The following is an 18853-nucleotide window of genomic DNA, read 5'->3' as shown; positions in this document are numbered from 1 at the left end:
ATAATAATATCATGAAGAAAAACAGATTTCAAGGCGAATGGCCTAAAATCGGTATACGCCCAACCATAGACGGTCGTATGGGTGGTGTACGCGAATCGCTCGAAGTTCAAACCATGAACATGGCTAAAAATGTAGCTGCACTAATCAGTAAGACCCTTAAATATCCCGATGGTACTCCTGTACAATGTGTAATTGCCGATTCAACCATAGGACGTGTACCCGAAAGTGCTGCTTGTGCCGAAAAATTCAGAAAAGAAGGTGTAAGCGTTACGATCACCGTTACCCCATGTTGGTGTTACGGTAGCGAAACGATGGACATGGATCCGCATACGATTAAAGCTGTTTGGGGATTTAATGGAACAGAACGTCCCGGAGCTGTATATCTAGCAGCTGTTTTAGCAGGACATGCACAAAAGGGATTACCCGCATTCGGCATATATGGTCATGATGTACAAGAATCTTCCGACACTACCATTCCTAAAGATGTTACTGAAAAACTTCTACGTTTTGCACGTGCAGGAATGACAGTAGCCATAATGAAAGGTAAATCATATCTGTCGATTGGTGCTGTGTGTATGGGTATAGCCGGTTCGATTGTAAGTCCCGATTTTTTTGAAGACTATTTAGGCATGCGTTGCGAAGGTATCGACGAAGTCGAAATCATACGCCGTATGACCGAAGGAATATACGATAAAGAAGAATACGAAAAAGCTCTCAATTGGGCTAAAGCAAATTGTAAAGAAGGCGAAGATATTATTAACCGAAAAGACCTCGCCAAAGACAGAGCAGGAAAAGATGCAGACTGGGAATTCGTTATTAAAATGGCTATTATCGTCAGAGATTTAATGGTCGGAAATCCTAAACTTAAAGAATTAGGTTTCGGTGAAGAAGCCCTTGGACACAATGCTATTGCAGCAGGCTTTCAAGGACAACGCCAATGGACAGATTTTTATCCAAACGGAGACTTTGCCGAAGCTATTCTTAATTCGTCTTTCGACTGGACAGGTGTTCGTGCTCCTTATATGTTGGCAACCGAAAATGATGCTTTGAACGGAACTGTGATGCTATTCAGTTATTTACTGACCAATACGGCACAAATATTTGCCGATGTTCGTACATATTGGAGTCCTGACGCGGTAGAACGTGTTACAGGAAAAAAACTAGAAGGTCTAGCGGCTAATGGAATGATTCACTTAATCAATTCGGGTGCTGCAACATTAGACGGTTCCGGTCAACAATCAGACAAAGATGGCAATCCTGCCATGAAAGCATTCTGGGATATCAGCGAAGCAGAAGCTAAAGCTTGTCTCGATGCTACCACATGGATGCCAGCCAACCGAGAATATTTCAGAGGAGGAGGTTTTTCTTCCAAATTCCTTACCAAAGGAGGTATGCCTTGTACAATGACTCGTCTGAACCTAATCAAGGGACTTGGTCCTGTACTTCAAATAGCTGAAGGATGGACAGTAGACATCGACCCTGCAATCCACAAAATATTAGACGACAGAACTGATAAGGGATGGCCTACAACTTGGTTTGTACCTCGTTTAACAGAAGATTCGAACTTCAAAGACGTATATTCTGTGATGAACAACTGGGGAGCAAATCACGGAGCAATAAGTTACGGCCATATCGGAGCAGATATAATCACTTTAGCATCCATGCTTCGTATTCCGGTTTCGATGCACAATGTCGATAAAGAAGATGTCTTCCGTCCTGCTGTATGGAATGCCTTTGGCATGGATAAAGAAGGTGCCGATTATCGTGCCTGTCAAACTTACGGACCTCTTTACAAATAAGGTCTGAAACCTTTTTTTGACACTGAATATAAACATTACTGTTAAATTATACTTAAAACAATAGTAACCATACACTAAAACGAATAAACATTACGTTTATTCGTTTTAGCCGTACGGATCGACAGCTGGGAGATTTCATCTATTCACAAAGAATATAAGGAGTTATATAAAAGGAACAATAGATAGTTGTATAAGGTGTAATTCAACATACGTTAAATTACTTCTTATTATACAGTGCCCCCTATTGCAAACCCGAACTACAGCTGTTACCCGAACATAAATACATTAAAATATACCATGATTACAGATAAACATTTTGCGGAATTTGTTGCACAAGCTCAACGAGTAGGAAAAGAACGCTTACAACTTTGCAGCAGTGGAAATATATCCTGGAGAGTAGAAGACGATATAGCATTGGTTTCAGGAACAGGCTCCTGGTTGCCTCGTTTGACCGAAAACAAAATTGCAGCATGCCGTATTTCCGACGGAATGCCTATACAAGGAGTTAAACCATCTATGGAAAGTTCATTCCATTTAGGAGTGTTACGCAACCGAAAGGATGTTAATGTTGTTCTACACTTTCAGTCACAATATGCTACAGTAGTTTCATGTATGAAAGATAAACCGGCCAACTTTAATGTTATTGCCGAAGTACCATGTTATTGCGGTCGCGAAATTTCTATTGTAGATTATCACAGACCGGGATCTCCCGAATTGGCAAAAGCTGTAACGGAAGCACTCGCGAATCACGACACAGCCATACTTAGCAAGCACGGACAAGTTGTTTGCGGTAAAGATTTTGATGACGCTTTCCAAAAAGCAGTATTTATAGAATTGGCTTGTCAGATAATTGTTAATGCAGGTGCCGGTAACTATTTAACTCTTACGGAACAAGAAATAGACGATCTTGATAAATATATCTTAGGAAAGACATCTAAATAAAGCACTTATGGCATATCTGGCTTTAGATTTAGGTGCAGGCAGTGGACGTGCCATCGTTGGTACTATTGTTGACGGCCGAATTTGCTTGGATGAAGTCCATCGATTCGAGAATAAGCCTGTACGGTTGGGAGATACTCTGTACTGGAATTTCTTGTCTTTATTTGAAAATATAAAACAAGGTATATTTCTTGCCGTAAAAAAAGGATATAACCTCAAAGGTATAGCCGTTGATACATGGGGAGTCGATTTTGGTCTTATAGATAAATCAGGGCATCTTATTTCCAATCCTGTTACCTACCGTGACAGCCGTACCTCGGGTATGGCAAAAGAGGTTATGCAAAATATCTCAAAAGAATATCTATACGAAAGTACGGGTATTCAGCAGATGGAAATAAATACTCTTTTTCAATTATACAGCCTTTATTCTAAAAGCGATCCATCGTTATGCTCTGCCGATAAATTACTTTTCACCCCCGATCTTATAAATTATTTCCTGACAGGAGTGGCAGCGAATGAATATACAATAGCTTCTACTTCTCAATTATTAAATGCAAAAACACGTCAATGGGACGAATATACATTTCGTCAACTGGAGTTGCCATATTCTGTCATGGAAAAGATTATTCAACCGGGAGAAATTATTGGTAATCTATCAAAAGCGATAGCAGAAGAAACAGGAGCCATAAATGCAAAAATATTTTCTGTTGGTTCTCATGATACAGCCAGTGCAATAGGAGCTATTCCGGCAGACGGCGATAATTGGGCGTTTCTTAGTTCGGGTACATGGTCTTTGTTAGGCTTGCTTACAGATGAACCTGTTCTCACCGCCGAAGCTATGTACAACGATTTTACCAACGAAGGTGGAGTAAACGGCAAAATCCTCTTTATGAGGAATATCACTGGTCTTTGGCTTTTACAGCAGTTAATTGCCGAATGGGAGAAAAAAGACGAAAAGAAATACTCATATGAATATTTACTATCGGAAGCTATTCAGGCAAAAGCACTGCAAAGTATCGTAAATCCTGACGATGCGATATTTACGAATCCATCATCTATGAGCAGAGCAATAGAAACTTACTGTGCTGATAATAATCAGACAGTTCCCTCAAATAAAGGAGAATTTGTGAGGTGTGTTATAGAATCATTGGCATTGAAGTATCATTTTGTAGTGAAAAAGCTTAAAGAATGCTCGGGCAGGAATATCGAACAATTATATGTTGTGGGAGGAGGTAGTCAAAATGATCTGCTGAACCAATATACATCAGATGCTTTGAATGTTGTAGTTTCAACGGGAATGACTGAGTCAACTGCTATTGGTAACATTATGCAGCAAGCTATTGCTGATAAAACTGTAGAAAACTGGCACGAAGGGCATGAAATTATCAAGAATAGCTTTATCCTTAAATCGTACTATCCCAAAGATAACCAAAGATGGTTAGATGTTGCGGAAAATGTAAAACACTTATTTGTATAAAATATGAAAAAGAACTCGATGTTTACAGGAGAGAATGGAGTAAATTATTTATTTCCATTTATCCTAATCACCAGCCTGTTTTTCTTATGGGGATTTGCACACAGCTTACTAGATGTTTTAAATAAACATTTTCAGGACTCTTTGTCCCTTACCAAAGCACAATCGGGAGCTGTACAAGCAGCCGCCTATGGTGCTTACTTCGTAATGGCTATCCCTGCCGGAATTATAGCTCGTAAATTTGGTTATAAAGCCGGCATTATAGTTGGACTCACTCTCTTTGCAGCAGGAGCATTCTGGTTTGTACCCGCAGTAGGTATTAATACCTTTTGGGCTTTTCTCATAGGTCTGCTAATCCTCTTTTGCGGTCTTACATGCCTCGAAACAGTAGCCAATCCCTATACCATTGTATTGGGATCGCCCGAGAAGGCAGCAAGTCGAATAAATCTGGCTCAAACCTTTAATGCTATCGGTTGGATATTAGGACCTCTTGTCGGATCGATACTCATCTTTAACAATGAGTCCGAAAAATCTATTTTCGAATTATTTATTGAGGCTGTAAAAAAAGTGTTTTTGGGAGCTACAGAACAGGTTCAGAATATTACAGCATCTGTAAACGAAAGTATGACCGATAATTCAGCTTTAGTAGCTCCTTATGTGGGGTTAGGCACAATTGTATTGTTGGTTTTGCTACTATTTATATTTGTAAAACTTCCTGAGATTAAACCTGAAAAAGGTTCGGACGATGCAACTGCAAACCTCAATAATGAACGGATTTCGAACAGACCGTTGATACGCCAACGTCACTTCGTATTAGCTGTTATAGCTCAGTTTTTATACGTTGCAGCTCAAACAGGTATTGGCAGTTTCTTTATCAACTATACTATCGAAATACAAGCTTTGCAATTAAATGAGATGCAAGCCGGACTTTTATTAGGTCTTGGAGGTATGACATTATTTGCAATAGGCAGATTTTCGGGTAGTATGATCATGCAGAAAATAAAACCAGAAATACTGTTAGGTAGTTTTGCTCTTATTAATACATTACTTATGATTGTTACCATGACGAGTCATACACGTTTTGGTCTCATTGCTTTAATCACCAGCTATTTGTTTATGTCGATCATGTTCCCGTCTATTTTTGCATTAGGATTAAAACACTTGGGCGAAAAAACGAAGACCGCTTCTTCGATCTTAGTATTTACGGTAGTAGGAGGAGCTATTGCTCCCACATTAATGGGACTGATAGGAGAAACAAATATGAGCATTGGTTTTATTGTTCCTTTAGTTTGTTTTCTTTACATATCTTTCTTTGGATTTTTCGGAAGTTCGGTAAAACAATAATTACAGTTATAAAACCGAAAGCATTTTTTCATAAAAAGAGAGGATATCCCTTACAGATATCCTCTCTTCATTCATAGCAAGCTCTTTTCTTTGATTATTTTCTTTCGGAACTAATTTCAATAAAACTACTTTCTAGATTATCGGAACTTGCTTTCAATACAATCTTTCCTCCCTTTTTAGTAGACTGAACCACAGCTACCGCTTTGCCACTAAAGAGCCTTCTTTCGGGCTTTTTTAATGATAAAGAATCTGTGGGGTCTCCATTATCAGTACCAACAATAACACCATTACCTTCAAGCGAAAACTTCATTAAATTATCGGCTGTAGGAACAACTGTACCCTTTGCATCGACAACTTCAGCGGTTATAAAAGATAAATCTTTTCCATCGGCTGCTATTCTATTTCTGTCAGCTGTTAAACGAATAGAAACGGGTTTACCTGCTGTTTTTATTTCTCTTGATAAAACTTCTTTTCCGTTTTTGCGAGATACAACCTTTAAAGTCCCTTTATTAAACGGAACCCGCCAGCATACATGAAATTCATCATCCTTTTTAGTCCTTTTGCCTAACGATTGCCCATTGAGGTAAAGCTCTACTTCATCGGCATTATTGTAATATGCCCAAACATCAACGAGTTGTCCCTCTTGCCAATTCCAATGAGGGAAGAGGTGCAATACATCTTTGTCTGTCCACTCACTTTGGTACATATAATACACATCTTTCGGAAAACCGGCTAAATCGATAATACCGAAATACGAACTGCGTGATGGCCACCAAAATGGGGTTGGTTCACCCAGATAATCAAAACCAGTCCAGATATATACTCCCGAAATATGATCGTATTTTTTCACCATTCTCCAAGTATCTTCGTGAGTTGTACCCCAAGGCACATGGCTGTTATCATACGATGAGCATTGATGTACAGGTCGGTCAAATGGTTTATCCCAACGTTCGGGCCAGATATTCATACTATCCGAGGGCATTATGTAATATCCGCGGGACATGAGTGCCGAAGTTGACTCGGTTATGATAAGCTTTTGATCGGGAAACTTTTCGTGGAAATTTACCCAATTGTTCTCATGATAATTAAATCCGATAATTTCCATAGCCTCCGAACGGAAGATATGATTACTAGGCTCTGTCTCATTATTACCCGATGTAACAGGGCGGGTTGGATCGAGCTCTTTTACAATATCAGCTAATTTTAAAGCTAAAAGAGAGTTTACATGTAAATCTTTTGATGGAATTGTTTTCTTATCCAACGTGTTGGCAAAATTCAATACCATATTTGCCTGTTGCAAATCCAAAGTATCAGCATCTATATGCGACCATTGTTCCAAAATTTCGTTTCCAATACTCCACATGAATATCGAAGGGTGGTTACGGTCTCTAAGAATCAGATCTGTTAAATCACGCTCGTGCCATTCGGGGAAATATTGAGAATAGTCATGCGGTGATTTCTTTTTTCTCCACATATCAAAAGCCTCATCCATAACAATGAAACCCATTTTGTCACACAAATCGAGTAACTCAGGGGCAGGCGGATTATGAGAAGTTCGTATACCGTTACAACCCATTGCTTTCAGAATTTCCAACTGCCGTTCTATTGCTCTTGTGTTTACGGCTGATCCCAGACACCCCAAATCGTGATGATTACATACACCCTTTATTTTTACGGATTCGCCGTTAAGAAAGAATCCTTTATCTTTATCGAACGAAAAGAAGCGTATACCAATGGGTGTTTCATAAGTATCAATGATTTTACTATCCTGGCTTATTCGGGTAATTACTTTATACATATATGGATCATCGACCGACCATAAATGAGGCTGTTGCAGTTTCAAAACTTGTTCAGTAATTCCGACCTGCGAAGCCGCAATATTTGCAGGAGCCTTTACTTGAATAACCTCTCTTCCGTCGGCATCCACTAAAATAGAATAAAGCTCTATTGCCTGAGATGTATCAGTTACATTACGAATATTTGTGACAATCTTTATCTCTGCCGAATCTTTAGAAGCTACAGGTGTAGTTACATACGTACCGTTATAATCGACATGAACAGGATCTACTGTTACCAACCAAACATTGCGATATATACCCGAACCTGAATACCAACGCGAATTGGGTTGCTGAGAATTATCGACTCTTACGGCAATCGTATTCTTTTCACCAAACTTCAAATATGGCGTAAGATCATATCTGAAAGATATATATCCATTGGGACGCTCTCCTAATAAGTGACCGTTGACCCAAACTGTACTATTCCAATATATACCATCAAAATCGATATAAACGGTCTTTCCCTGTGACGATTTATTTAATGTAAATTCCTTACGATACCATCCGATTCCACCGGGAAGTGCTCCTCCGCCGGGTGTAGCGGGATTTGATAACGAAAAATCGGATTCGATACTCCAATCATGCGGAAGGTTCAATACTCTCCATTGAGAATCATCGTATTGAGATTGACTAGCCAAAGCATCATCTCCGAGATAAAATTTCCAATTCTCGGTAAAGTCTGCTCTATCCCGTATCTTTTCGGGAGTTGAACAAGACAATAAAGTAAAAATCAAAATAAGCCCACAGAATACTTTCATATCTAATTCTTTATAATTGTATTACTTAACAGCACTCACTAAGGCATTTAAAGCATCCGGATGCACCTGCACTGCAGTACTCCTTTTAAATAAAGCAAAGCCTTTATCTCCTGTATTTCCGTTATCCCAATAAACAGGAATCAAACCGTTATTTTTTGCAGCCTTAGTTACATAGTTCAGATAGTAATTACGAGCTTCGATATGTTTAGCCTGTAAATCGGTTGACAACGATGTCCTCAAAATAGCTCCATACTCTCCTAAAACTACCGGAATACCTTTATCAACAAAATTTGTTTTCATTTTACCAAAAGCTTCATCCACCCAGGTTTCTTGTCCCCATGCAGATACATCTCCTCCTACAAAAGGTTTTCCCCACTGAGTTTTATATGCTCCGTCTTCCTGTAATGCAAAATCGTATGGATCATAGAAATGAACTTCCGACATTAATCGTTTACTTGTACCATCCGTAGGCATTTTCAGATAACTTACAGCATAGTCTATGTTTGTATTATAAGCCTGCACGATAAGATTTCGCCATGTATTGCGTCCTCCTGTAGCACGTACTGCATCTACAAAAATTTGATTGTATGACATCTGAACAGTCAGATTTTCGGTCGATGGAGTATTATAATCCTTATGCACTTCGTTTGTGCCTGCAAATAATAAATGTTCATCATAATCACGGAAATAAATTGAAATTTGTTTCCATAAAGCTTTTTGCTTTATATTGACTGCCTCTTGCTTATCGTATGTAGGATTATTTTCTAACCATCCGCCATCCCAATGAATATTAAGAATAACATACATATCATTATCAACACAATAATCAACAACCTCTTTTACTCTTGCCAACCACGATTCTTTTATTTTATAAGTCGCCGCATCCTCAATATAACCACTCCATGCACAAGGAATACGAACGACATTAAAACCGGCAGCTTTCACAGCATCAATCAGTTTTTTAGATGTCATCGGATTACCCCACATTGTTTCTCCAGCACTTGTAGCATCACATGCTTCCATTGTATTTCCAAGATTCCAGCCTAATTTCATCTTACCGGCTAATGTCAAAGCATCACTGGTCATGCCTGTTTTATCGGGATCAATATAATCGGGTTTAACAACAACCGCACCTTTTGCTTTTTGAGAAATTGTAATAATAACATCGCTAAGCCCCTCTGCAGATACCGAAAAAGTAGTACTGCGGTCTTCGTTTGTATCATTGGCATCTGCCGTTATAATAACTTTAGCATTGCCTTTGGTAGTTTGTATAGATGGTCTGCACCAATTAGATGTATAGTTGATTTTCCAGATCGTATTGCTGGCAATTTCGATAGTATTGGTACTCTGTAAAGCATCAAAAGCCACGGTGGCAGAACTAACCGACAAAACAGGGACTATATCTTCCGAGGTTATATTATCGTCTGATCCACTGCAACTTTGTAAAAAAGAAAATACCATTATAATGGGTATAAAAAATCTGAATATTTTCATATATAAGTGTTATTTATTAAATATGGCTGCCTCCGATAGTCACTCTGGTTGATATAAGGCAGCCATATTTAATTTATTATTCGGAAGTAATTATCTCATGGTTATATCACTTACTTAGAAAATGGAATACCATATATTCAGCTTTCGCAGGATCTCTCTTACCGAACCAAATACCTGTAACACTACCTGCAACATCCGATTCAACCTTTACTATTTTCCATTGGTTTTCTTCTGTTGTAGCAACACTTATCCAACCTGCAATAACGAAGGTTGGTGTTACATCTTTAAATGTAATTGTATTGGTGGATTGAGTATTTGTATAAGTTCCATGAGTTTCGGTTCCATTATCTTGCCTTACAGTTACTTTGCCATCCTTCGTAAAAGTGATAGAACAACCATCAATATTTGCAACCGAAGAATCATCATAACCTGTCCAACCGGCAGCAATAATATCTGCCCTGCTATTCCAATCGTTCAGGAGCTTACCATTCAAATCAGCCCAATTGAAAGGTACTTGGGTATCCAGCACCCATGTTTTAGATGTGTTGACTGCCAATATTTCGGTTTGATCACCAAAATTAAAATTCGGGTCTTCGGTTTCTTCAGGAACATAATTTTCGGCATATGTATCCGATACAAAATTCCAGACATACAAATAATCACCTTCCGAATTAGTCCTGCGAACACCAACCATCAATTGGTTTTCGGTCAAAGAAAGCACAACCAAATCTTTGTTCCAGTTTGTTGCATTGGCTATGAAGTTTTTCGAACGGAGAATAGTCGCATCCGTAGTAGTCAGCGTATGATTGTTTACATCCAGAAAAAATGTGCCCGACTCATCAACACCTTCTGTAACTTTATGGGTTTTCATATAAGCTCCCCCCTTCAGGCTAAATGTCATACGGCTGTTTTTATCGGCTTCTTCAATAATCCATTGGTTATCATTCCACGAAGGAGCCCACCCTATTTCGGCTGTTCCTGCTTGCCACTGCGTCCATGTGGTTAATGGAGCACAGTAAGTTAGAGGTCCGCTATTAAGTCCGTAAGCTCCATAATCTAATCGCCATACTTTTTCGTTACCCACACCACCTGTCAGATTAGTCCATAGAGGATCGTCCACATAACTCAGGTTAGAAGTAGTAAGAGTCAGAACAAACGGATCGGCATCAGTAGTTCCTCCCTCCGAAAGGACTCCGTAAGTAAATGTATAAGTACCCGGAAAAGCAATTCTTACAGTATCTTTTACACGGGTCGAACGTCCTAAAGGCGTTGTCCAATAAGGAGTAGCATTAGGGGTTAAACTCTCCAGAATAACCATATTCGGATCATCGGGGTTTTGCGTAATGCTAAACTTCAACTGATCTTTCGATATAGTGCCTCCTAGCTGGGGTTCATCGGGAGAACACGATGTGGCTAATAATATTACGCTTAAAGCAGCGAATATCAATGTATATATATTTTTCATAACGTTTCAAAATTAAGTAACACTAAAAAATATTGATTATTACCATCCGGAATTTTGAATCAGAACACCATTCGATAAAGTGATCTGAGTATTTGGTATCTGCATAAAGCCTCTTGTCTTTTTGATGTTCTCGGCAGTAATAACCACTTCATCATCTACTGCGCCACTTTTCACTTTCTGAGTCTGTGCAATTGTTGACGCTGCAACATCTAATCCCTGACGTAGTAAATCCCAATACCTTATTCCTTCGAAAGCAAACTCCAACCGGCGTTCTTCGATTATATTGGCTTTCGAAACCGTTTTAGCTGTCAATCCGGCACGTTTACGAACCTTATCGTAATAAGACTGAGCTTTGGGAGAACCCAATTCGGCAGCCATCAGCAATACATCCGCATACCTGATTACAATAAAATCCTGATCTTGTGATATCTGAAAATCATTAGAGCCTCCCGTATCCGAAGTACCATCGGGTAAAGCTATCGGAGTGTATTTTTTATTCGAATACCCTGTATATTCGCGTGTGTCTTTCAAATCAAATGTTTTGGCAATACCTTCGCCTACGATGTCGATCACAGAAGCCGTTTTACGTTGATCGGCATCCGAATAAGCATTTACCAACTTGGGATTTACCGAACAAGCTCCCCACCCTTTTCCGTATGGTGACCAGTTGGTATTACGCATTCCCATCATTACCAGCCAACGGTTGCCATCGATATTTCCGTTATAATCGCTGGTATTATTAAATTTTTGAGTAAATACGGTTTCTATGTTTCCCATTCCGGCATAGCCCGATCTGTCAAGTGTATTATCTTTTTTATTAGGAATATAGCTTGCTGCAGGCCATAAAGATTTATAGGTAGAAACCAAATCGTACTCATTACTGTTTATAACATCTTCGAGACCGGCTAATATTTCGGATTGTGAAACTCCCAAGTCATCGGCTTTATAATATCCTGTATAAAATAAATATACACGTGCCAACATCGATTTGGCTGCATAGGTAGTTACCCGTCCGTCATTCTCACTGGCTTTAGCTTTAGGATAAGCATCCGATGGAATATTTTCGGCTGCAAACTTAAGATCCCCGGCTATTAATTTATAAATTTCCGCCGGTTCCGATTGGGGTATATTGGCAGTTGTAGGCTCTGTTAACAGAGGTACTCTTTCGAAAAGACGAACTAAATCGAAATACATAATCGCTCTAAGAAAACGAGTTTCTCCCTCGATTCTCTTACGTGCAGTTGTATTGTTTCCCCAACTAATACCATCGAGTTTTTGCAAAAGAGTATTGCAACGAAAAATTCCGGCATAGTAATCGCTCCATGTTCCATTAAACAAGTTATTATCGGAAGGAGATTGAGAGATATCAAATCTATCCAATGCCTGATAGGCACGGGCGTCTGTATTCCCTGTTCCACCAAAGCAATTATCTGAAAGTATCTCCGATGCTACATAAAATGCAAGATTTCCATTCGCAGATGTACGCTGAAATCCATCATAACATCCTATTAAAGCCATTTCAGCATCGGCAACGGTTCTATAAAAGTTTCCATCTGTAACAGTCGTTTTAGATTCGCTATCTAAAAAACTGTCTGCACAAGACGATAGTAATCCCATACCCATTACAATCGCCGCTATTATATTAAGTTTAAACTTATTCATAGTTTTAATTTTTTAGAATTTAACGTTTACACCAAACAAGTAAGTTCTCGGACGAGGATAATATCCTAAATCGATACCCGACACCCAATCGCTTGTTCCATAACCTATTTCGGGATCCATACCATCGTATTTGGTAAAAGTGATCGCATTTTGAACAGAGGCATATACTCGTAACTGACTGATGTATTTCCATTTGATAAGTGATGACAAGTCGTATCCCAAAATGATATCATTAATTCTCAGAAAATCGCCATCTTGTATGTATAAATCCGAAAATTGCCAGTTCACATTCGTTTCTGTTACCCGAGGTATTCTGTTCGAAGTACCTTCACCTGTCCATCTATTCAGTATGGCGGTAGTATAATTTGCCTGCTTATTGGCATGGTTACGATACGATTGAACAATTTTATTACCGAGTACACCATTTGCATTAACCGTAAAATCAAATCCCTTATAGTCAAAACCTAAGTTAAAACCAAAAGATAAGTCGGGCATACCGTTACCTAAATCGGTTTTATCTTTTGCATCTATCTTACCGTCTTTGTTGATATCCAAATATCTAACATCTCCCGGTTTTACGTCGGTCTGAAGAATGCCGTTACCGGCTGCCTTCCATTCAGCAATTTCTTGTTCGTTCTGAAAAAGACCTGCTGTTTTGTATCCCCAGAAGTATCCTATTGCATGACCATTTTCGGCACGATAAAATTCTTCTGAATTGTCATAAAGCATATTTACAGCACCGTGTATAATACCATCTTCGGTCGGAATATTTCCGACTCTATTTTTATTATAAGCACCATTTAATGCAGCATGGTAATTAAATTTACCAACATTGTCATTCCAGACAAAGGCTAATTCAAATCCTGTATTTTTCACATCTCCACCATTGATATAAGGTGCATTTGCTCCGGCTGTTGCCAAAATAGGAGCTACAACCAACCAATCTTTAGTTGTTTTCACATAAAAATCGGTAGTTACTCCCAATCGACCTTTCAAGAAGCGTGCATCTAAACCAATGTTGGTTTGTTCCGAAGTTTCCCACGTAAGCTCTTTATTAGATAACCGGCTTGGATAAGCTCCCGGAACATTTGATTTACTTGTACCGAATACATAGAATGCTGCCGGATTACTGCTACTGTATCCTGTTGATGTATTGATAGGAGACGAATATTGGAAGTCGTCAATATTCTGGTTACCGACTTGTCCCCAGCTCACCCTGAATTTCAACATATCAAGTATCGAATTCTTAGTTATATTTTCCATAAAAGGTTCATTCGAGATAAGCCATCCTGCAGAAAAGGAAGGGAAATATCCCCAACGGTTTCCTTTTGCAAATTTCGATGACCCATCGGCACGAAGTGTAGCATTAAACATATACTTTTCGGCATAGTTATATCCTAAACGAGTAAAATACGATAAGCGGCTATATACATTTTCGGGTTTACCACCTACGGTTTTGGTTTCCACTACATTCCCGTCATCATCCAGATGTGCCTGTCCGGTAGTATTATCTAAATAAGCATGCGAAAAATCATTGAACTGAGATAGTAGATTCCAGTTTGATCCCGATAAATAAGTACCTTGATAACGAACAGCTTCCATACCGACTAAAGCATTGAAAGCATGGTTTTCATCGATAGTAAAATCATAACCTGCTGTATTCATCGAGGTCAGTGTATGTCCTTTACTCATGTTCTGATTTACTGTCGAATGGTCGTTATTGTATGAGTAAATTGAAAACTGATACAAGGGTGTAAAGCTTCTATATTCCGATGCATAATAATTGATACCGAAAACAGATCTGATTTTCAGGTTCTTTATAGGTTCGAGTTCGGCATATACATCAGCCATTAGTTTCTGACCGTCATTACTATTATTACTGTTGGTCATCATCCAACCGTAAGGATTACCGTCTCCTTTGTACCAAAGAGAATTGCTGGTATCGTTAAACGGACTGTCGTATATATTATTATCGCTGAATACGGGAGATAACGGCGAAGTAGCAAAGGCTCCTCTCAATGTATTGTTGTACTGGTTTCCTACATTTACACCTCTGTTTTTTATATAATTAAAGTTCAGATGTTGACCAATCTTCAATACATTGTTATATAGTTTATGTTCTGTATTGATACGAAAGCCATAGCGTTCGTAATTAGACACTTTACTTCCACCAACAATACCTTCCTGCGAAGTATAATTCAAGCCGAGAGAGTAAACCGATGTTTCGGAACCTCCGTTTACCATCAATGCATAATTTTCGATCTTTGCATTGTCTTTGAACATCTGGCTGATCCAATCAGTATTGGCAAGTTCCCCCATAGCACCAAAATCGTATTGTGAAGATCCCGAATTAATTGCCTGCTCGTTCATTATCACTTTATACGATTCGGCATTTAACATTTTAGTTTTACGAGGTACATTTTGCATACCGTAAAAAGCATCAAACGACACCTGTCCTTTGCCTTTGACTCCTTGTTTGGTAGTTACCAACACTACCCCATTGGCAGCCTGTGCTCCGAAAATTGCTGCCGATGCAGCATCTTTAAGTACATCTATCGATTGGATATCGGCAGGATTGAGCACTGTAATATCACCTTCAATACCATCTATGATATAAAGAGGCTTAGCGTTGCCTACGGTACCTAAACCACGAATGGTTACTTTGAGATCGGCACCGGGTTGTCCCGAAGTAGATGATATCTGTACTCCCGGAGTTTGTCCTTGCAAAGCCTGAAGTGCATTTGTGGTATTCAACTTCATCAAGTCATCACCTTTGACCTGAACTGTAGCACCGGTATTCAGTTTTTTCTTTTGGATACCGTATCCGATTGCAACGACTTCATCAAGTACATTGTTATCTTCTTCCAATTCTATATTTATCTGCTTTTGATTACCTACTGCTACTGTTTTAGTAGTATATCCCAGATAAGTTACTACTAAAGAAGCATTATTGCCAACCCTTATTGTAAACTTACCATCCAGATCGGTAATTGTTCCGTTGGTAGTTCCTCTTTCAACGACCGAAGCTCCCACCAGGGGTTCTCCTTTACTGGAAACAACCCCCGAAACTTCCTGCGTATTCTGAGCATGCAGACCAGCTAACAATCCAAAGCTTAGTATAATCGTCAAACATAACCTTAACAGGCCTATGTTAGAGGATTGGTTAATTAATCGTTTTAATTGCTTATTCATGGTTATTAAAATTTTAAGAAATTAATGTTTTTTCATTACTAACTTTACATGGTTACAGATAACTTCTTACCTGAGTATTCTACGATTTTAGGAGTTTGATTTTTATTGTCTTTAGTTATTAATTCGATTTCGAAAGTTCGGGTCGCAGGCATTTCGGCGTAACTGCCCTGAATGTCTGCAATAGTTACGGTTTTGGTTTTCTCGTCATAGTTAATTTTGATTTTAGCAAATTGTCCCTTTTCATAATTATAGTTTACACCTTCATCTTCATAAATTGTAAATTCACCGTCTTTACCTGAGTATATTTTCAATTTAATATTATCTGCCTGAGATTGCTTTGTATTCTGAATATCCTTACCGAAGGGAAGAATAGCCCCTTCTCGGACAAACAACGGAATACGTTCGTACGGAGCAGAAACCTTCTCTGTTTTACCTCCTGTTATATATCTGCCTGTTTCAAAATCATACCAATTGCTATTTTCAGGAAAGTAGACATCACGTGAAGTCGTTTTGTAAGTATATACGGGGCATACCATCAGGTCGGGTCCAAACATATACTGATCGTCGATATTGTAAGTTTTCGAATCTGTACCAAAATCCATTATCAGAGCACGCATAATCGTATAATCATCGAAGTGCGTCATTCCGGCAAGAGAATATATGTAAGGCATCAAACGGTAACGAAGCTTATCATAATATACCATGCTTTTGTATGCCGGATGATTTTCGGGAGCAATGTTATAAATCTCGCGGTATGGATATTGTCCGTGACTGCGGAACAACGGACAAAATGCTCCAAATTGAAACCAACGTGTATTCAACTCACGCCATTCGTTTAAATCCTCCGAACCTTCTTTGGCTTGCTCGTAACGTTTCTCAACACAAAATCCACCGATATCCATCGTCCAGTAAGGAATACCAGACATGGCAAAATTAAGCCCTGCCGAAATCTGTGCTTTCATATCTTCCCAACGAGTACCAATATCGCCACTCCAAGTTGCTGTCGAATAACGTTGTAAGCCTGCAAATCCCGAACGGGTCAAAAGAAATACACGATTATCTGGATTAACCGAACGTTGTCCGTTATAAATAGCCATGGCATTCACCAAAGCATATGCATTAAAATACTCCGTTGATGAACCTAAAGCCGTAGGTGTACTCAACTCCTTGCGGTATTTCATACTTGCATTCGATAAAATATCGGGTTCAGAAGCATCCATCCACCAAGCATCAATACCTTTCGAGTAAAGTTTTTCGTTCATCTGATCCCAAAACAATTTACGGGCACCCTCGCTGTAAGCATCGTAAAATCCGGCTATATAACCCTTCCCTATCCAATCTCTGATACTGTCTTTCACGGCACGGTTATACATCCAGCCCTTTTCGTCAAAAGCTTTATAATTGTCGGTTGTATAATAAAATTTAGGCCATACCGATATCATAATACGGGCATCCATTGTATGTACACTATCAATCATCCCTTTAGGATCAGGAAAACGAGCAGAATCAAAATCGTGGCTTCCCCATGCATCCTGAGGCCAGTAAGACCAGTCTAAAACAATATTATCAAGTGGAATCTCTCTCTTACGATATTCTTTTACGGCATTTAGCAATTCTTCCTGTGTTTTGTAGCGTTCGCGACTTTGCCAGAAACCCATTGCCCATTTAGGCATAATCTGCGATTTTCCTGTAACCGTACGATACCCTTTTATTACTTCATCCATATTGTTTCCTCTGATGAAATAATAATCGATCTCGTCACCCATTTCCGACCAAAGAGATAGCTTGTTTTGATCTTTCTCGTTCTTTGAATCTAAAGCTTTAAGACTTATATACGATATACCGCCGTCGGGTTTCCAGTCTAATTTTATTTTGTGTTTTTCTCCGGCTTTTAAATCAACAGCAAATTTGTAGCTGTTCGGATTCCATGCTGTACGCCACCTTTCGGGAACAACTAACTCATCATCAATATATACTTTGGTATAACCTGCATAATACAGTATAAATCGGTGAATACCCGATTCTTTAGCTTCGAATTCTCCTTCCCATGTAATTCTTGAATTATTGAATGGAAAATCTTTCGGGAAATTCTTTACCGTTTCCAGATTTTCATAATCTATTGTACTTTCAGTGCGTTCTATAAATATATGTTTAGGATCGTTACTTTCCATATAAGTAGCAGTAAGCCCCCCTTCTTTTCCATTTTTATCGAACAATTTAAATTGATCCAGATTTTCATAATCTCTGGGATCTCCAAATTTGGTTAAGGAATAATTATCCCACAGAATACCGTAGTTTTTGGAGGATACAATAAAAGGAACAGATACCTTAGTATTATATTGAAACAATACTTCATTTTTTCCCTTGTAGTTAAATTCATCGGATTGATGTTGTCCAAGTCCATAGAAAGCCTCGTCATCGGACGATTCGAACATCTGGCGTAGAGTATACGCTTTTTTACCTTCGACCTCTATGTCTTTAAATGACTTTCCGCCACCTTTATTCTCTGATAAAAGAATATTTCCCTGTAAATCAGTAAAGGTTATCTCTCCTGTTTTCAGAGATATTTTGGCTATTGTTGTAGCAGTCTTTAATAATAGTTCGTCTTTTTGCTCGATCACTTCCCAGCCCGATGTCTGTGTTTTATCATAAACACTAATAAGACTTTCCCTATCCGAGAAACTGTTCTTTGGGGTTGCACTTACACGAATAATATCGTCTGTAATAACTTGCAATCGGATGTGTTTCGTTGCATTAGTCGAATCATTCTTCAGGTTTACAATAATTCCATCCTGAGTTTTCTCATAAGAATCATTACAACTGAAGAACAGAGCAGGTAATAACACCATTATTAATAATAGATGCTTCTTCATGGTCAATTATATTTT

Annotated in this window: 10 protein-coding genes; 4 read left to right on the top strand and 6 right to left on the bottom strand. The window is 38.8% G+C overall.

Features of this window, described 5'->3' with window-relative positions; translation table 11 throughout:
* Window positions 1-11: 11 nt before the first annotated feature.
* The 4 genes from G7050_RS15055 to fucP all read left to right on the top strand — a co-directional run bounded on the left by G7050_RS15055 (window position 12) and on the right by fucP (window position 5556).
* Complete coding sequence (locus G7050_RS15055; RefSeq protein ID WP_166116905.1) at window positions 12-1799, top strand: L-fucose isomerase; 1788 nt, start codon at window positions 12-14, stop codon at window positions 1797-1799.
* Window positions 1800-2096: 297 nt separating this feature from the next.
* A complete protein-coding gene (locus G7050_RS15050) occupies window positions 2097-2741 on the top strand; it encodes a class II aldolase/adducin family protein (RefSeq protein ID WP_166116903.1) in 645 nt (214 codons plus the stop codon).
* A gap of 7 nt (window positions 2742-2748) precedes the next feature.
* Window positions 2749-4215, top strand: a complete 1467-nt coding sequence (locus G7050_RS15045) for a rhamnulokinase family protein (RefSeq protein WP_166116901.1) — start codon at window positions 2749-2751, stop codon at window positions 4213-4215.
* A gap of 3 nt (window positions 4216-4218) precedes the next feature.
* On the top strand, window positions 4219-5556 hold the full coding sequence (gene fucP, locus G7050_RS15040; RefSeq protein ID WP_166116899.1) for an L-fucose:H+ symporter permease: 1338 nt from the start codon (window positions 4219-4221) through the stop codon (window positions 5554-5556).
* Window positions 5557-5650: 94 nt separating this feature from the next.
* Here fucP and G7050_RS15035 read toward each other — a convergent pair whose 3' ends face one another.
* The 6 genes from G7050_RS15035 to G7050_RS15010 form a co-directional block, all read right to left on the bottom strand.
* The gene (locus tag G7050_RS15035; protein WP_166116897.1) at window positions 5651-8152 is read right to left on the bottom strand and encodes a glycoside hydrolase family 2 TIM barrel-domain containing protein; all 2502 of its coding nucleotides are present in this window, start codon (window positions 8150-8152) and stop codon (window positions 5651-5653) included.
* Window positions 8153-8173: 21 nt separating this feature from the next.
* Window positions 8174-9646, bottom strand: coding sequence for a cellulase family glycosylhydrolase (locus tag G7050_RS15030; protein ID WP_166116895.1), 1473 nt, complete (start codon window positions 9644-9646; stop codon window positions 8174-8176).
* 106 nt (window positions 9647-9752) lie between these two features.
* Window positions 9753-11111, bottom strand: a complete 1359-nt coding sequence (locus G7050_RS15025) for a hypothetical protein (protein WP_166116892.1) — start codon at window positions 11109-11111, stop codon at window positions 9753-9755.
* A gap of 39 nt (window positions 11112-11150) precedes the next feature.
* Complete coding sequence (locus G7050_RS15020; protein WP_166116890.1) at window positions 11151-12773, bottom strand: RagB/SusD family nutrient uptake outer membrane protein; 1623 nt, start codon at window positions 12771-12773, stop codon at window positions 11151-11153.
* A 12-nt stretch (window positions 12774-12785) separates the two neighbouring features.
* Window positions 12786-15965: a TonB-dependent receptor gene (locus G7050_RS15015; protein WP_166116888.1), complete on the bottom strand. Its 3180-nt coding sequence runs from the start codon at window positions 15963-15965 to the stop codon at window positions 12786-12788.
* Between the two features lie 44 nt (window positions 15966-16009).
* A complete protein-coding gene (locus tag G7050_RS15010) occupies window positions 16010-18838 on the bottom strand; it encodes a TIM-barrel domain-containing protein (protein ID WP_166116886.1) in 2829 nt (942 codons plus the stop codon).
* Window positions 18839-18853 lie beyond the last annotated feature (15 nt).

Origin of the sequence: Dysgonomonas sp. HDW5A, from assembly GCF_011299555.1 — a bacterium.
Lineage (GTDB): Bacteria > Bacteroidota > Bacteroidia > Bacteroidales > Dysgonomonadaceae > Dysgonomonas_A.
The sequence above is the reverse complement of the archived record's forward strand: the minus strand, read 5'-3'. Positions and strand labels throughout refer to the sequence as shown.

Excerpts from the sequence above, each read along its gene's own strand:
- fucP (WP_166116899.1), top strand. The coding sequence starts at position 4,219 with ATGAAAAAGAACTCGATGTTTACAGGAGAGAATGGAGTAAATTATTTA.
- G7050_RS15045 (WP_166116901.1), top strand. The coding sequence starts at position 2,749 with ATGGCATATCTGGCTTTAGATTTAGGTGCAGGCAGTGGACGTGCCATC.
- G7050_RS15035 (WP_166116897.1), bottom strand. The coding sequence starts at position 8,152 with ATGAAAGTATTCTGTGGGCTTATTTTGATTTTTACTTTATTGTCTTGT.
- G7050_RS15030 (WP_166116895.1), bottom strand. The coding sequence starts at position 9,646 with ATGAAAATATTCAGATTTTTTATACCCATTATAATGGTATTTTCTTTT.
- G7050_RS15025 (WP_166116892.1), bottom strand. The coding sequence starts at position 11,111 with ATGAAAAATATATATACATTGATATTCGCTGCTTTAAGCGTAATATTA.
- G7050_RS15020 (WP_166116890.1), bottom strand. The coding sequence starts at position 12,773 with ATGAATAAGTTTAAACTTAATATAATAGCGGCGATTGTAATGGGTATG.
- G7050_RS15055 (WP_166116905.1), top strand. The coding sequence starts at position 12 with ATGAAGAAAAACAGATTTCAAGGCGAATGGCCTAAAATCGGTATACGC.
- G7050_RS15050 (WP_166116903.1), top strand. The coding sequence starts at position 2,097 with ATGATTACAGATAAACATTTTGCGGAATTTGTTGCACAAGCTCAACGA.
- G7050_RS15010 (WP_166116886.1), bottom strand. The coding sequence starts at position 18,838 with ATGAAGAAGCATCTATTATTAATAATGGTGTTATTACCTGCTCTGTTC.
- G7050_RS15015 (WP_166116888.1), bottom strand. The coding sequence starts at position 15,965 with ATGAATAAGCAATTAAAACGATTAATTAACCAATCCTCTAACATAGGC.